The sequence below is a fragment of the Streptomyces huiliensis genome (genome assembly GCF_020037025.1).
Classification (GTDB): Bacteria; Actinomycetota; Actinomycetes; order Streptomycetales; family Streptomycetaceae; genus Streptomyces; species Streptomyces huiliensis.
This window is the reverse complement of sequence record NZ_JAIQLH010000212.1, coordinates 1-14,190: the sequence shown is the minus strand read 5'-3', so window position 1 is coordinate 14,190 and position 14,190 is coordinate 1. Positions and strand designations below refer to the sequence as shown.

The following is a 14,190-nucleotide window of genomic DNA, read 5'->3' as shown; positions in this document are numbered from 1 at the left end:
TACGCGAAGCACGAGCCGGGGGCCTCGCTACTGGCGGCGGCGCTGACCGGTCGGGCCCCGGCCGCGTTCAGCTGCGCGACCAGCCCGAGCGACGGCAAGCCGGGAGACCCGGCGGCGCTCCGGGCCAAGCTGCGGCGGGACTTCGGCGCGTCGGTGCTGCCGGCCGCGGAGACCGCCGGGCGGCGGGGCGCCGTGTCCCCCACGGTGACCGTCCCGGCCCGGCCGGTGCGGACGGGGGCGACGGACGACGGGCCCCGGCGGCGCGGCTGGGAGCTGGCGTCCTGGGCGGTGGCGAACGCGGCCGAGCTGCGCGTCACCCGGGTGTCGTTCGACGGCCGGGTGTGGACCGCCGAGGAGTCCCGGGCCGGCTGGCGTACGGAGACGGGCCGCGCCGGCGAGGGGCCGGCGGCCGTCCGGATCACCACCGCGCAGTAGTACGAGCATGCCCCCGACGGGGGCAATCGCGGGAACGGAAGGTTGTCACTCCGGAGGGCGGGGTATACGTGGCCGCCCAGTGCGGCATTTTCACGCGGGACCGCTGGTGAACCCGGGATTACCGGTCTTTCGCGGCTTACGGACGCCCGACGGGTTTGCCCGATTGTTCACAGAGCTGATTATGCGACGCATTACCAACTCTTTACACAGGGCCACCGCAACCTTCGGAGGGCTCGGGCGGTAGTCACTGCGTCCGCACGCCGGGCAGCGCACGACAGCCCGGACGGCGAACGACAGCAGTTCCGTCCCACCCACCGTCTTGAGTCACACCCGTCGAAGGAGCAACATGTCCCTCCCCCTCACGCGTCGGATCGCCCAGGTCGCCCTGCTCGTCGCGGCGGGCACCGCCCCCGTCGTCGGCGCGGCCGGCGCGGCGAGCGCGGACGCCCTCAAGGCCCCCGAGCTGGGCAACCTGACCGCGGTGGACGCCGCTCAGGTGGGCAACCACGTCGAGACGGTCTCCAAGACGGCCGGTGCGGTGACGACGGACGCGGGCAACAAGGTCGTGCACACCGCCCTGCCCGCCGCCAAGCGGACGCTGGCCACCACCGGCACCACCGGCAAGGCCACCCTGCAGTCCGGCCAGAAGACCGCGGGCCACCTGGCCGGCACCGCCGGTTCGACGGTCGGCGGCGCGGCCAAGGCCGTGGGCAAGGGCGGCGCGGTCGGCAAGGGCCTGCCCACCGACCAGCTCGGCGGCGGCGTGACCAAGTCCCTGCCCCTCGGCGGCTGAACCGAGCGGAACGATCCGCGCACCGTCCGGTCCGCGGGCCGTGTCCACCGGCCCGCGGACCGGACGGCACCGCCGTCGGCGAGGCACCCCTCACGCGGCACGCGAAGGGCCCGGGAATCCCCTCCCGGGCCCTTCGCGCACGTCCGGACCGAACGCGTCCGGACCGGGTCAGTCCGCCAGTCGGCGGACGGCCGCCTCCACCCGCTCGTCGGTCGCGGTGAAGGCGATCCGCACGAAGCGCTCGCCCGCCGCGCCGTAGAACTCTCCGGGCGCCACGAGGATGCCGCGCTTCGACAGCTCCCCGACGGTGTCCCAGCACGGCTCGTCCCGGGTGGCCCACAGGTACAGCGACGCCTCGCTGTGCTCGATGCGGAACCCGGCGCCCTCGAAGGCGGCCCGCAGGGCGGCCCGGCGGCGGGCGTAGCGGGCCCGCTGCTCGGTGACGTGCGCGGTGTCGCCGAGCGCGGCCACCGTGGCGGCCTGCACCGGGGCGGCGACCATCATCCCGCCGTGCTTGCGGATGCTGAGCAGCTCGCCCAGCACGGCCGCGTCACCGGCGAGGAAAGCGGCCCGGTAGCCGGCCAGGTTGGAGCGCTTGGAGAGCGAGTGGACGGCGACGATCCCGTCGTACGAGCCGCCGCAGACGTCCGGGTGGAGGACGGAGACCGGCTCGGTGTCCCAGCCCAGCTCCAGGTAGCACTCGTCGCTGAAGAGGAGCACGCCGTGCTCGCGGGCCCAGGCGACCGCGCGGCGCAGCTCGTCGGCCGACAGGACGCGGCCGGTGGGGTTGGAGGGCGAGTTCAGCCAGAGCAGCTTGAGGCCGGCCGGGTCGAGCTCGGTCGGGTCGTCGTACACAACCGGCTCGGCGCCCGCCAGCCGCGCGCCCACCTCGTACGTCGGGTAGGCGAGCCGCGGGTAGGCGACCTTGTCGCCCGGCCCGAGGCCGAGCTGGGTGGGCAGCCAGGCGACCAGTTCCTTGGAGCCGACGACCGGCAGCACGTTCTCGTGCGCCATCCCGCGGGCGCCCAGCCGGCGCTCCGTCCAGCCGGTGAGCGCGTCGCGCAGCGCGGCCGTGCCCCAGACCGTCGGATAGCCGGGGCTGTCCGCGGCCTCGGCGAGGGCCCGGCGGACCAGCGCCGGGACCGGGTCCACCGGCGTGCCCACGGACAGGTCCACGATGCCGTCGGGGTGCGCGGCGGCCGTGGCCTTGTAGGGCTCCAGGCGGTCCCAGGGGAAGACGGGGAGACGGGAGGAGACGGGGCTCACGCTGGGCTGCTCGCTCTCTTGGGCTGGAAGTGGTCCGGTGTGGTCCATGAAACGGGAATGCCGCGGCCCCGTACGGCGGTGGGCTGTACGGGGCCGGGTGCGGTGCCTAGGGGCAGCTCACTGGTTCTGCGGCGGCAGCGCGGCGATGAACGGGTGGTCCCGCTCGATCAGCCCCAGCTTGGAGGCGCCACCCGGCGAGCCGAGCTCGTCGAAGAACTCGACGTTCGCCTTGTAGTAGTCCTTCCACTCGTCCGGGGTGTCGTCCTCGTAGAAGATCGCCTCGACCGGGCAGACCGGCTCACAGGCACCACAGTCGACACATTCGTCCGGGTGGATGTACAAGGACCGGGAGCCCTCGTAGATGCAGTCGACGGGGCACTCCTCGATGCACGCCTTGTCCTTCACGTCGACACAAGGCTGCGCGATGACGTAGGTCACGCTGTCGTTCCTCCTCGGTAGGGGTCATCTCGCGCGGGAGCGCGGCGTCGTCGATGCCCGCACCTAGTATCTCCGTTCCGGGGCTCATCACGAACAGGAGGGGCTGGGAGAGCTGTGGAATTCACCACGGGCGGACGGCTGGAAATACGGATCAGTTCCGAAGATGTGGGAAAAAGGGTGTCGGTGCGGGTGCTGAACGACCGTACCCGTTCCCCGGAACGGTTCGCCGACGCCGTCGGAACGCTCGACTCCTGGTCGGACGGTGTGCTGCGGATCACACGGCGCGACGGGCGGACGGTCGAGATCGCCGAGGACGCGCTCGTCGCGGGCAAGGTCGTCCCGGCGGCCCCCGCGCGGCGGCGCGGCCCGGCGGCGACCCTCCGCGAGCTCCAGGAGGTGGCCGCGCGCGGCTGGCCCGCGGTCGAGACCGGGCGGCTGGGCGACTGGACGCTCCGCGCGGCCGACGGCTTCACCGCCCGCGCCAACTCGGCGCTCCCCCTGGGCCGTTCCGGACTCCCGCTGCCGGAGGCGGTGGACCGGGTCACCGCCTGGCACCACGACCGCGGGCTCCCGGCGCGCGTCCAGGTCACCACCGGCGACCCGGCGGAGGACGAGCGGCTGGACGCCGAGCTGGCCGCGCGCGGCTGGACCGGCGAGCGGTACGCCCTGATGCGGACGGCCGCCCTGGCGCCGGTCGCGGACGTGGCGGAGGACGTGAGCGGGGTGCTGCTGAGCCGCGAGCCGGACGAGGCGTGGCTCGACGCGTACGGGCGCGTGGACAACCCCGGCGCGGCCCGCGCGGTGCTGGCCGGCGGGCCGTCCGTGTGGTGCGCGAGCGTCCCCGGCGCCGCCATCGGCCGCTGCGTGGTCGACGGCCGGTGGGCGGGGTTCGCCGCCGTGGAGGTCTCCCCGGAGCACCGGCGGCGGGGGCTGGCGACGCTGGTGATGGCCGCGCTGGCCCGGCGGGCGCTGGACGAGGGCGCCTCGGCCGCGTACCTCCAGGTCGAGACCGGCAACGCGGGCGCGCTGGCGCTGTACGACCGGCTCGGCTTCACGACGCACCACGCCTACCACTACCGTCGCGAGCCGGAGCGCTGAGCGACCCCGTGCGGGAACCGCCGCGCGGGGATCACCATGGAGAGCGTGGAGGACGTCCTCATGACCCGGGGAAGGGCGGCATGACCGAGAACAGCGGCCGGCGGCGGTTCGCCGAAGCGGCCCGAGACGAACGGCCCGACCTGGCGCTGCTGTGCCTGCTCATCGCCGCGGAGGCGGACCCCGGGCTCGGGGAACGGGAGCTCGACGCGGCCCAGATGGAGCTGGACCGCCTCGCCGGGATGCTGCCGGCCCTCGGCCGGCACGCCGAGCCGGAGCGCTGGGCGGCGGCCCTCGCGGACCTGCTCGGCGAGCACTGCGGCTTCCACGGGACCCCCGCCGACTACCGGCGGCTGGAATCCTCCCTCCTCACCTCGGTGCTGGAGCGGCGCCGGGGGCTGCCGATCCTGCTGTCCGTGGTGTGGCTGGAGGTGGCGCGGCGGGCCGGGGCGCCGGTGTACGGGGTGGCGCTGCCCGGCCACTTCGTCGTCGGCTTCGGCACCCCGGAGGGGCGGCACGTGCTCGCCGACCCGTTCGAGGGCGGCCGGACGCTGTCCGAGGAGGAGGCGGGCCTGCTGGTCGCCGGCGCCACCGGCACCCCGGTGCCGCCCGCCGCGTTCTCGCCCGCCGAACCCCTGGAGATCGTCCTCCGGATCCTCAACAACATCCGCGCCTGGGCGGCGGCCCGCCCCGAGCGCGGCGGCGTCCGGCTCTGGGCCGTGGAGCTCTCCCTGCTCCTTCCGAGCCACCCGGCGGAGCTCCGCTACGAGCGGGCCGAACTCCTCGTCGAACGCGGCGAGTTCGCGCGCGGGGCGCGGGAACTGGAGGAGTACGCCGAGGTGATCGCCCCGGTGGAGCCGGAGGCGGCGGAGGCGGTGCGCCGGCAGGCGCTGGCGGCGCGGGCGCTGCTCAACTGACGGGCGCTGCTCAACTGACGGCACGCCGCCGGACCGTTCAGAGCCAGCCCTTCTCCCGCGCGATGCGCACCGCGTCGGCCCGGTTCCGCGCGCCGGTCTTCTGGATCGCCGTCGACAGGTAGTTGCGCACGGTCCCGTGCGACAGGTGGAGCGCCTTCGCCAGCTCCGCGTTGGTCGACCCGTCGGCCGAGGCCCGCAGCACCGACCGCTCGCGCTCGGTCAGCGGGTCCGCCCCCTCGGCGAGGGCCGCCGCCGCGAGGGCCGGGTCGATGACGCGCTCGCCGCGCAGCACCCGGCGGACGGCGTCCGCCAGCTGGGCCGCCGGGGCGTCCTTGACCAGGAAGGCCGACGCGCCCGCCTCCATCGCCCGGCGCAGATAGCCGGGGCGCCCGAACGTCGTGAGGATGACGACCCGCGTCTCCGGCACCTCCCGCCCCAGCAGCGCCGCCGCCTCAAGGCCGGTCGCCCCGGGCATCTCGATGTCCAGCAGCGCCACGTCCGGCCGCGTCCGCCGGGCCGCCTCCACCACCTCGTCCCCCCGCGCCACCTGCGCGACGACCTCGATGTCCCCCTCCAGGTCCAGCAGCGCCGCGAGCGCCTCGCGGACCATGGACTGGTCCTCGGCGAGGAGGACGCGGACACGGGCGACGGACGGCTCGGCGGGGGTTTCGGTCATGCCGCCAGGTTAGGGGGCGGGAACAGACGAGTTCGCATGTCACCAAGCCGAGGCCATGGTGCAAGAAGACCCGGCTCGGCGTCTCAGACCGTGCAGGAACGATATGCCTCAGGCCGCTAAGCCTTGACGTTCCGGCCAACCCGACCGAGTCCGCAGTGCTGTTCAAGCAACGTCAGCGCGACCCCTCACCTGAGTACATGTACTCAGGTGCCGTGGGGGGCCAAAGCGTTGAATAGGGGCGGACTGACTCGCTAGTCACCCGCACCACCCATCACCCGATCAACGGCAGTCACAGAGTGCAGCTATATGCTCACGACTGATCAGCGGACGGCGCCCAACAGGAGGGGACACGTGGCCACACCGCCCAGCCCGAGCAGCAACCTGCTCCAGGCCTTCCACCCGCATCAGCACGTCACCGAAGCGATTCCGGTGGTCATGCCACGTGAGGGCGCACGAATGGCCATTGCCTCGGCTGCCGGGGCCGGAAGTGGCGACACGCATAGGGCGACATCAGGCCCGTGGACGCGAGCCTCCGGCGTGGCAGGCGACTTGCACCGGAGCATGCAGGAGGATATGAGGAACCTCGACCACGCCCATGAAGGACTGAAATCCGGAACCGGCGGCTTCAGCAGTGCGAGCACCCTCGACTCTATAAGGTCCGGCTGGAACGACAGGCTGTCGGCTGTTCTCAAAAAGTGCAGGTCCCTGGAAGGCGACTTGCGAAGCGTCGGCGTGGAATTTCATGAAAACGAATCCCACACCGAGAGATCGTTCAAGAAGTAGGGGAACAGCCCATCATGGTGACCATCGACGAATTGACGCGGCTGGATACGTCGAAATTCAGCACCGCGGCGAAATCTTGGGGCGAAATCAGCAGGAAGGCAAGCGCCGCGAGGCAACGCGTGGATTACGAGATGGTAGCCGCATTGAGCAAGAGAGAGAAAGGCGAGGCTGCCTCCGCGGCTCTATCAGACCTTCGACAGTTGAGCCAAAACTACCAATACATCCACACCGAATGCGGGTTGGTACGCACCGCACTCGATGGGCTGGCTGCAGACCTCGCGGAGCCTCAGCGCAAGCTCCAGCAGGCGTTGGACCACGCCGAGCAGCTAAAATTCACAGTGAGATCGAACGGCTCGGTAGAATTCCCAAGGGTCTCCTTCGATCAGTTGCCTGCTCCGGCGCTGCAACAACCCGCCCATCCTGACAGTGCACCCCCTCTGACAGCGGCAACCGATCCGAACGCAGCCAAGGCCCAGGAAATAGCAGACCGCATAGCCTCTGCACTTCGGGAGGCCGGCGAGATTGACAGACGCTACGCAGAAGAATTGGGAAAGCTGCGGACAAACGGAAACCTAAAGAACACGGATTGGGCCGACGTCGCTCGCGACCTGAAGAGTCTGCAGGCTGTGAGAGGAGATTCGGCCAAGGAGCTTGCGGAACGCAAGGGAAAGCCTCCGCGCGAGAACGCGCGATGGTGGGGAGAGAAGTCCAAGGAGGAACAGGAACGACTTGCTTCACTCTTCCCTGGCGAAATCGGCAACCTGGACGGGATACCGGCCGAGACGCGCGACCGAGCAAATCGCGACTACCTTCCCATGCTCATGGATAAACTGCGGGAAGACGGCAGTGACGACGCCGAGACCAAACTTGCAGGCTTGCGTGGACTGAGCGAGAAGCTGACGGCCAGGAACGATCCTCCCCTGCTGCTGCTGGGAGTCGGAGATGAAGGGCATGGCCGAGCCATACTTTCCTACGGAAACCCAGACACCTCCAAAAACGTGTCAGCATACGTCCCCGGGCTGGGAACGCGGCTTGATGCCGACTTCGCCGATGGAACCGTGGCCAGAGCTCAGCAGACCGCATCCACCGCTCGGCGGTACAACGCATCCACTGCATCCGTCGTTTGGCTGGGTTATGACGCACCGATCACAGGAACCGACCAAGGGTGGAATAACTTGGACGTGATGGGCGAAGGGCGGGCGAAAAAGGGTGCGCCGACCTACGACAGATTCCTGGAATCGATAAGAGCCACAAATGGCAACGAACACCCGCATGTCACTGCGATAGGCCACTCCTACGGTTCACTGACCGTTGGTAAGGCGTCCCAGGAGCCTTCCGGAATCCCAGCGGACGACATCATCATCCTTGGCAGCCCAGGCGTAGGGGTCGACAAGGCCGAAGATCTTGGAGTGGGAAAGGAACACGTGTTCGTCGGGGCTGCGGACAACGATCCAGTGAGCTGGGCCCCCTCAAAAAGAGACACCATTCTGGGGACGGGAGGGGTTCTCATGGGAGGTGCACTGGGTGGATACGTCGCCACTGAGCTGTTCGGTGACGACAAAAACTGGTTCGGCACGGACCCCGCCAGCAAAGAATTCGGCGCCCAACGCTTCAAGGTCAATGACGGCCCTGCCCCTCTGATTCATGGTGATTTCATGCCGGCTCACTCCAGGTACTTCGATCCCTCCAGGGACCCCGAGTCTGCGAAAAATATCGGTCTCATCGTTTCCGGCCATTCCAAGGAAATTACGCGGATGGCTCCCCGGTGAGATTTCACAGAATTTCGGTCTTCGTTGCCGCCCTCGCTATGATCAGCGGATGCGGCGGGGAATCGGACCCAGGAAGCTCAAAAACAGGAAGAGATGCCTCTATGGATATGCGCCAAGGAGCCGAGCGCGCCGATCGAATCCTGGATGGCACATTGAAAGCCATTGTTCCGCCTGTGCGATGGGTCCACGGAACCTCCATCAGCGGCCTTTGCAGTGGGTCGAGCACGACCGGGCAGGTGACCCGCCAGCGCACCGTGCTCACCATTATCTCGCCGGAGCGCCGCGGAAACTTCTTCGGGCTCGTCGAGCGTCACTGGAAGAGCAGCGGCTACCACATCACAGGAAACGATCCTGGCAAGACTTTCCCCTCGCTGTACGCAACCGCGCCAGGCGAGTACCGGATGAGCCTGCAGATCGGCGACAAGGGTCAAGCATTTTTCGACGTCACCACTCCTTGCCTCGACAAGGCTTCTGTGCCCGACCCGGCAAGCGACCAGGAGGCTCCACGCCTTCAGGACGGGGAGATCCCGTATCCGAACCACACCTCAGACTTCTGGTCGGCGAAAAAACCTTTGCCGTCTTGAGCCGGCTGACGTGCGGCAGCACGCCGCTCCGGAAAAGCAGTGCACCAACGCATACCTCAGGAGGCGCGCTCCGGTGCGTCCGCCGGGTCGAGGGCCGCCGGATCGGCGCGGACCAGGGGGACGCGGGCGTGGAGGCGGAAGCCGCCGCGGGGGTCGCGGCCGGTCTCCAGGCGGCCGTCGGCGAGGGCGAGGCGTTCGGCGAGGCCGGTGAGGCCGTTGCCGTGCGGGCGCCGGGGGCCCCGGCCGTCGTCGGTGACGGTGAGGCGGAGTTCGTCGCCGGACTCGGTGAGGGAGACCTCGCAGCGGCGGGCGCCGCTGTGCCGGACGGCGTTGGTGACGGCCTCGCGGAGGGCCCAGGCGAGGGCGCCCTCGGCGTCGGGGGCGAGGTCGGGGTGGCCGGTGCCGGCCCGGGTGAGGTCGGCGGTGATGCCGGCGGCGGCGAGGGCCGTCCGGGCGCCGGCGAGTTCGCCCTCCAGGGTGGGGCGGCGGAAGCCGGTGACGGCCTCGCGGACGTCGACGAGGGCCTGGCGGCTGACGCGTTCGATGTCGGCGACCTGCTGGGCCGCCTGCTCGGGCCGGTCCGGCAGCATCCGGCCGGCGAGCTCGCTCTTGAGGGTGATCAGGGAGAGCGAGTGGCCGAGCAGGTCGTGCAGGTCGCGGGCGAGCCGGAGGCGCTCCTCGTTGGCGGCGAGCTGGGCGACGGCGGCCCGCGCCTCGCGGAGTTCGCGCATGGTGCGGCCCATCTGGACGACGGCCGTCATCGCGCCGCCGCCGAGCACGGTGGCGGTGAGCACGATGAACAGCCCGCTGTCCGTGGCGCCGTTGAGCAGGCCGAGGGCCAGGACGGTGGCGCCGACCACGGCGATGGCCCGGACCGCCCAGCGGACGGGCATCAGCACCGCGCTGGAGATGGAGACGTAGACCAGCAGGGTGAGCCAGGCGCCGCCGAGTGTCATCACCATGAGCAGCGACAGCACGTACAGCCCCGCCAGGATGGCGAACTGGCGCCGGCCGGGGCCGTCGGCCGGGCGGGGGCCGAAGAGCAGGTAGAGGTAGCCGGTGAGGAAGGCGCAGAGCCCGCACCAGCCGAACGCGGTGGCGGCCGGCGCGTGCCGGCCGCTCGTCAGGTCGGCCACCGCGTACACCAGGTACGTCAGGTACAGGACGGTCCAGCACGACTTGGCCAGGAACTGCCGCCGGGTCTCGGGGGCCCTGCCGATCATCATGTCACCGCTCTCGTCCATGTCCCCGAGTCTCCCCCGGGACCGGCGGCCGGCCTGCGGGCACCCGTTCACGCCTTGTGGGTGTCCTTCCGGTACAGCCAGGCGGCGGCGCCGCTGAAGAGGGCCAGGTAGCCGACGAGCAGCAGGACGTCCCGGGCGCCCGGCGCGTCCCCGCGCTCGATGGCCTGGCCGAGGCCGGCGTAGGCGTGGGTGGGGACGTACTCGGTGATCGTCTGGAGCCAGTGCGGGAAGACCGCGGAGGGCATCCACAGGCCGCCGAGGGCGGCCAGGCCGAAGTAGACGATCATCACGATGGGACGGACGGCGTCCCCGGTGGCCAGGTAGCCGATGGCCACGCCGAGCGCCGCGAAGACGCAGCTGCCGGCCCAGATGACGGCGGTCAGGGAGACCCACTGCCAGGCCTCCAGGCGGACGCCCTTGACCGCGGCGGCGATGCCGAACACGACCAGGATGCCCGGCAGCGAGACCACGGCGGCCGAGGCGATCTTCGCCGTGACGTAGCCGCGGCCCGGCAGGGCGGTCAGCCGCAGCTGGCGGACCCAGCCCTTCTCGCGCTCCTTGGCGATGCGCTCGGCGTTGCCGATGAGGACGGCCGTGATGGCGCCGAAGGTGGCCATGGAGACCATGTACAGCACCGGGAAGGTCAGTCCGGTGTCGCCCAGCTTCTCGTCGCTCTTCGCGCCGGACGCGATCAGCAGGTAGAGCGCCGCCGGGTAGAGCACGGAGAAGAACATGAACTTCTTGTTGCGCAGGGTGCGCGTGATTTCCAGCTTGACCAGCGTCTTCATGCGGAGACCGCCTCCCCGGCGGTGGCGGCGTCGGTGATGGCGATGAAGGCCTGCTCCAGGCCGAGGCCCGCGACCTCCAGGTTGCGCGGGTACAGCCCGAGCCCGTACAGCGCGTGGACGGTGGCGTCGGCGTCGTGGGACTGGATGCGGACGGTGCGGCCGGAGACCTCCAGGCCGGCGAGGTGCGGCAGGGTGCGCAGGGCGGCCTCGGGGATCTCGCCGTCCAGGTCGAAGACGACCCGGCGGGCGCCGGCCTTGGCCTTGATCTCGGCCGCCGAGCCGTCCGCGAGGATCCGGCCGCGGTGGAGGACGATGACGCGGTCGGCGATCGCGTCGGCCTCCTCCAGGTAGTGGGTGGCGAAGAGGACGGCGCGGCCCTCGTCCGCCTGGCGGCGCATGGCGCCCCAGAACGTCTGGCGGGACGTGACGTCCATGCCCGTCGTCGGCTCGTCAAGGACGATCAGGTCGTTCGCACCGGCCGTCGCGAGTGCGAAGCGCACCCGCTGCTCCTGGCCGCCGGAGAGCTTGTTGACCATCCGGTCCGCGATCTCGGTGATGCCCGCCTGCTCCATGACCCGGTCCACCGGGTACGCCCGCGGGTGCAGGTCGCAGGCGAGCCGCACCAGTTCGCGGACCTTGACCTCCTCCATCAGGCCGCCACTCTGCAGCATCGCCCCGACCAGGCCCTTTTCAAGGGCGCACTGGGGCGTGGCGCCGAAGAGCTCGACCGTCCCGGAGTCCGGGCGGCTGAGGCCGAGGAGGAGGTCCAGGGTGGTGGACTTGCCGGCGCCGTTGGGGCCGAGGAGGGCGACGGTCTCGCCCGGGTAGAGCCGGAGATCGAGATCGGCCACGGCGCGCACGGCGCCGAAGCTCTTGTTGACGTTCGCGAAGCTGACAGCGGGAGCGGCTCCCGCGTGCCGGCTGTCCCCCGTGAACGTCCCTGCGGTGATGGTCATGGCACCATCCTCGCCGGGCGGCGCCGCGCGGGGCAGTGTCGGCCGTCGTGTGCTCGGCATGACAGATGTCATGTACCGGCCTCGCACCACGTACCCATGGACGGAGGCCCCGCTCCGGTGAACCGGGGGCGGGGCCTCCTACGATGTGCCGGGCGTCAGCCGACGTTCGTCTTGATGACGACCAGCCGCTCGGCCGGCGTCTTGCCGCGCAGCGCCTTGCCCAGCGCGGCGGCGACGTCGTTCGGGGTGACGGGCGTCTTGCTGCCGTTCCCCCGGGTGATCAGTACGCCGTCGAAGCTCTTGCCGTAGAGCTTCTTGATCGCTTCGAGGTTGTAGGTCTCGACCAGCTTGCCGCCGACCTCCTTGACCGTGAGGATCTGCGGCAGGGAGAAGGCCGGGCCGAACTGGACGCGGTGCGCCAGGTCGGTCTGGATCGTGACCCGGTCGGACATCGCCGGCTTGGCGAACTCCTCCATCATGCGGTCGACCTCGGCGTTGGACACCTTCGGCTGCCGGCTGGTGGTCGGCAGCGACACCTCGGCGTCCTTGCCCGTCTCGACGCGCTCGCGGTAGGCGGCGGCCACGGCCTCGACGCCCTTGGCCACGTCCACGCCCTGGTACGGCTTGCCGTACACCGGAACGGCCTTGCCGGGGACGAAGCGGATCGTTCCGTCCTTGGCCCCGCCGGACTCGCCGGCCAGGGACTTGAGCGCGGCGGCGACCTTCTCCTCGTCCACGTTCACCATCGGCTTGCCCGTCCGGCCGCTGCCGACGAGGGAGCCGACGACGGTGACGGGGTTGTAGTCCCGGCCGGAGACCGACCGGACGGTCTCCTGGGTGTCGATGGACAGGCCGGCCACGGACGGCTTCAGGTCCGCCTTCTTGCCGCCGATGACCACCTTCAGCGGCGCGGTCGCCCGGTCGCCGACCTTGGCGTCGAGCTTCTGCACGGCCTGCTCCTTGGAGCTGCCGCCGATGTCGACGCCGAGCACGGTGGTGCCCTGCGGGACGTCGGAGTGGTTCATCACCAGACCGGCGCCGTAGGCGACACCGGCCAGCACGACCACGCCGCCCGCCAGCAGGACCAGCTTGTTGCGGCCCTTCTTCTTGGGCGCGCTCTTCGCGGCGGCCTTGGCCGGGGGCTTGGGGGCGCTCGGCGGGGCACCGACCGCGGCCGGGGGCCGGGGGACCGACGGACCGCCGGGCTTGGGCACGGCCGGGCCGCCGGGGCCGGGGACCGAGGGACCGCTCTGGCCCGCCGCCGCGCCCGCCTTGGGCTTGGGCACGGCGATGCGCGGGGCACCGCTGTCGACGGGCGGCTTCGGCACGGCGACGCGGGGCGCGCCGCTGTCGAACGGCTTCGGCCCGCCCTGCGCCTTCGCGCCACCCGGCGCGGACACCGGCGGCATGCCGCTGACCAGCGTCTCGGCGGCCGGGTTCGGGCGCGCGGCGCCGGGCGGCGGCGGGACGGAGCCGGTGGCGCCGGGCGGCGGCACCTTCGGGCCGGGGCGCTGAGCGGTCTGCTGGGCCGACTGCTGGTTCGCCTGGGGAGCGCCCTTGGCGGCGCCCTTCTTCTTTTTGCCCTGCTTCTGCTGCTGGGTCTGCTGCTGCTTCTGGTTCTGCTGCTGGTTCTTCTTGGGGGCGGCCCCGGGGCCGGGCGGCGGCACGGCCGGGGACTGGCCCACGGGCGGCGGCACGACCGGGAAGCCGTCGGGCGGGGTGTCCGTCCGGTTGCCGACGGGGAACGGCAGGCGGGGGCCCTGGCCCTGACCCTGCTGTCCGCCCTGGCCGGGACCCTGGCCCTGGCCGGGGAACGGCGGCGCCGGGAACTGCTGGGTGGTCTCGGGGGCGCCCGGTCCGCTCCCGTTCCACGGCGCGCCGGGCGCCTGCGGGGCACCGGGGTGCGCCGGGGCGCCGCCCGTCAGCGCGTCGGCGGTCCAGGGCGCTCCCCCGGTGGCCGGGGTGTTGGTGAAGGGGTCGTTCGGCAGCGGCGTGGCGCCGGTGACGGACGGGTCGCCCGGGACGGGCATGGCGCCCGTGGTCTCCGGGCCGCCGGGCCACGGCGCGGTGCCCTGGCCGACGCCCATGCCCGGGTGGGCTCCCTGGCCCGGCGCCGGGTTCGCGAACGGGTCGCCCGGGACGGGCCCGGCGCCGGTCGTCGCGGGGTCGCCCGGCCAGGGCACCTCGCCGCCCATCGGCGTCTGCTGCGTCTGGTGCGACGGCGGCGCCTGGTGCTGCCGGTTCTGGTGCTGCTGAGTCTGGTGCTGCTGCTGGGCCTGCGGGGCCTGTCCGTACGGCGCCTGGGCGCCGCCGAACGGGTCGCCGGACGCGCCGGGGCCACCGGGCCACGGACCGGCGTCCGAGGTACCCACGTGCGGCACGGCACCCGTCGTCGACGGGTCGCCGGGCAGCGGCGGGTGCGGGGCGGCACCGCCGCCGGCGAGGT

Annotated in this window: 14 protein-coding genes; 7 read left to right on the top strand and 7 right to left on the bottom strand. The window is 71.5% G+C overall.

What is annotated here, in order from left to right:
* Both JNW98_RS28135 and JNW98_RS28130 read left to right on the top strand, forming a co-directional pair.
* A partial coding sequence (locus JNW98_RS28135) for a VldE C-terminal domain-containing protein (protein ID WP_504755462.1) occupies positions 1-435 on the top strand: 435 nt, incomplete at its 5' end.
* Positions 436-781: 346 nt separating this feature from the next.
* Positions 782-1,228 carry an ATP-binding protein gene (locus JNW98_RS28130; RefSeq protein ID WP_223771124.1) on the top strand — a complete coding sequence of 149 codons (447 nt, stop codon included), beginning with the start codon at positions 782-784 and terminating at the stop codon, positions 1,226-1,228.
* A gap of 168 nt (positions 1,229-1,396) precedes the next feature.
* Here JNW98_RS28130 and dapC read toward each other — a convergent pair whose 3' ends face one another.
* Together dapC and fdxA are read right to left on the bottom strand one after the other, a co-directional pair.
* On the bottom strand, positions 1,397-2,494 hold the full coding sequence (gene dapC, locus JNW98_RS28125; protein WP_223771123.1) for a succinyldiaminopimelate transaminase: 1,098 nt from the start codon (positions 2,492-2,494) through the stop codon (positions 1,397-1,399).
* A 117-nt stretch (positions 2,495-2,611) separates the two neighbouring features.
* Positions 2,612-2,932 (bottom strand): ferredoxin, encoded by a 321-nt coding sequence (gene fdxA, locus JNW98_RS28120; RefSeq protein ID WP_004950253.1) that lies wholly within the window; start codon positions 2,930-2,932, stop codon positions 2,612-2,614.
* 114 nt (positions 2,933-3,046) lie between these two features.
* Between fdxA and JNW98_RS28115 the strand changes: the two genes are divergently transcribed.
* Together JNW98_RS28115 and JNW98_RS28110 are read left to right on the top strand one after the other, a co-directional pair.
* A complete protein-coding gene (locus JNW98_RS28115) occupies positions 3,047-4,030 on the top strand; it encodes a GNAT family N-acetyltransferase (protein ID WP_223771122.1) in 984 nt (327 codons plus the stop codon).
* An 80-nt stretch (positions 4,031-4,110) separates the two neighbouring features.
* Entirely contained in the window at positions 4,111-4,944 is an 834-nt protein-coding gene (locus JNW98_RS28110; protein ID WP_223771121.1) for a transglutaminase family protein, read from the top strand.
* A 37-nt stretch (positions 4,945-4,981) separates the two neighbouring features.
* Here the strand turns inward: JNW98_RS28110 and JNW98_RS28105 are convergent, their stop codons facing one another.
* Positions 4,982-5,620: a response regulator transcription factor gene (locus JNW98_RS28105; protein WP_223771120.1), complete on the bottom strand. Its 639-nt coding sequence runs from the start codon at positions 5,618-5,620 to the stop codon at positions 4,982-4,984.
* Between the two features lie 351 nt (positions 5,621-5,971).
* Here JNW98_RS28105 and JNW98_RS28100 point away from each other — a divergent pair, with 351 nt between their 5' ends.
* The 3 genes from JNW98_RS28100 (at position 5,972) to JNW98_RS28090 (ending at position 8,756) form a co-directional block, all read left to right on the top strand.
* A complete protein-coding gene (locus tag JNW98_RS28100; RefSeq protein WP_223771119.1) occupies positions 5,972-6,403 on the top strand; it encodes a hypothetical protein in 432 nt (143 codons plus the stop codon).
* Positions 6,404-6,417: 14 nt separating this feature from the next.
* On the top strand, positions 6,418-8,172 hold the full coding sequence (locus JNW98_RS28095) for an alpha/beta hydrolase (protein ID WP_223771118.1): 1,755 nt from the start codon (positions 6,418-6,420) through the stop codon (positions 8,170-8,172).
* 101 nt (positions 8,173-8,273) lie between these two features.
* On the top strand, positions 8,274-8,756 hold the full coding sequence (locus JNW98_RS28090) for a hypothetical protein (protein WP_223771117.1): 483 nt from the start codon (positions 8,274-8,276) through the stop codon (positions 8,754-8,756).
* Between the two features lie 56 nt (positions 8,757-8,812).
* Here the strand turns inward: JNW98_RS28090 and JNW98_RS28085 are convergent, their stop codons facing one another.
* From JNW98_RS28085 to JNW98_RS28070, 4 genes are all read right to left on the bottom strand, one after another.
* Positions 8,813-10,000 carry a sensor histidine kinase gene (locus JNW98_RS28085; protein ID WP_223771116.1) on the bottom strand — a complete coding sequence of 396 codons (1,188 nt, stop codon included), beginning with the start codon at positions 9,998-10,000 and terminating at the stop codon, positions 8,813-8,815.
* 47 nt (positions 10,001-10,047) lie between these two features.
* The gene (locus JNW98_RS28080; protein WP_223771115.1) at positions 10,048-10,788 is read right to left on the bottom strand and encodes an ABC transporter permease; all 741 of its coding nucleotides are present in this window, start codon (positions 10,786-10,788) and stop codon (positions 10,048-10,050) included.
* Complete coding sequence (locus JNW98_RS28075) at positions 10,785-11,744, bottom strand: ABC transporter ATP-binding protein (protein WP_223771114.1); 960 nt, start codon at positions 11,742-11,744, stop codon at positions 10,785-10,787. The genes JNW98_RS28080 and JNW98_RS28075 overlap by 4 nt, the downstream gene beginning before the upstream one ends.
* 155 nt (positions 11,745-11,899) lie before the next feature.
* Positions 11,900-14,190 (bottom strand): peptidoglycan binding domain-containing protein (locus JNW98_RS28070; RefSeq protein WP_223771113.1); only part of this gene is annotated, 2,291 nt, incomplete at its 5' end.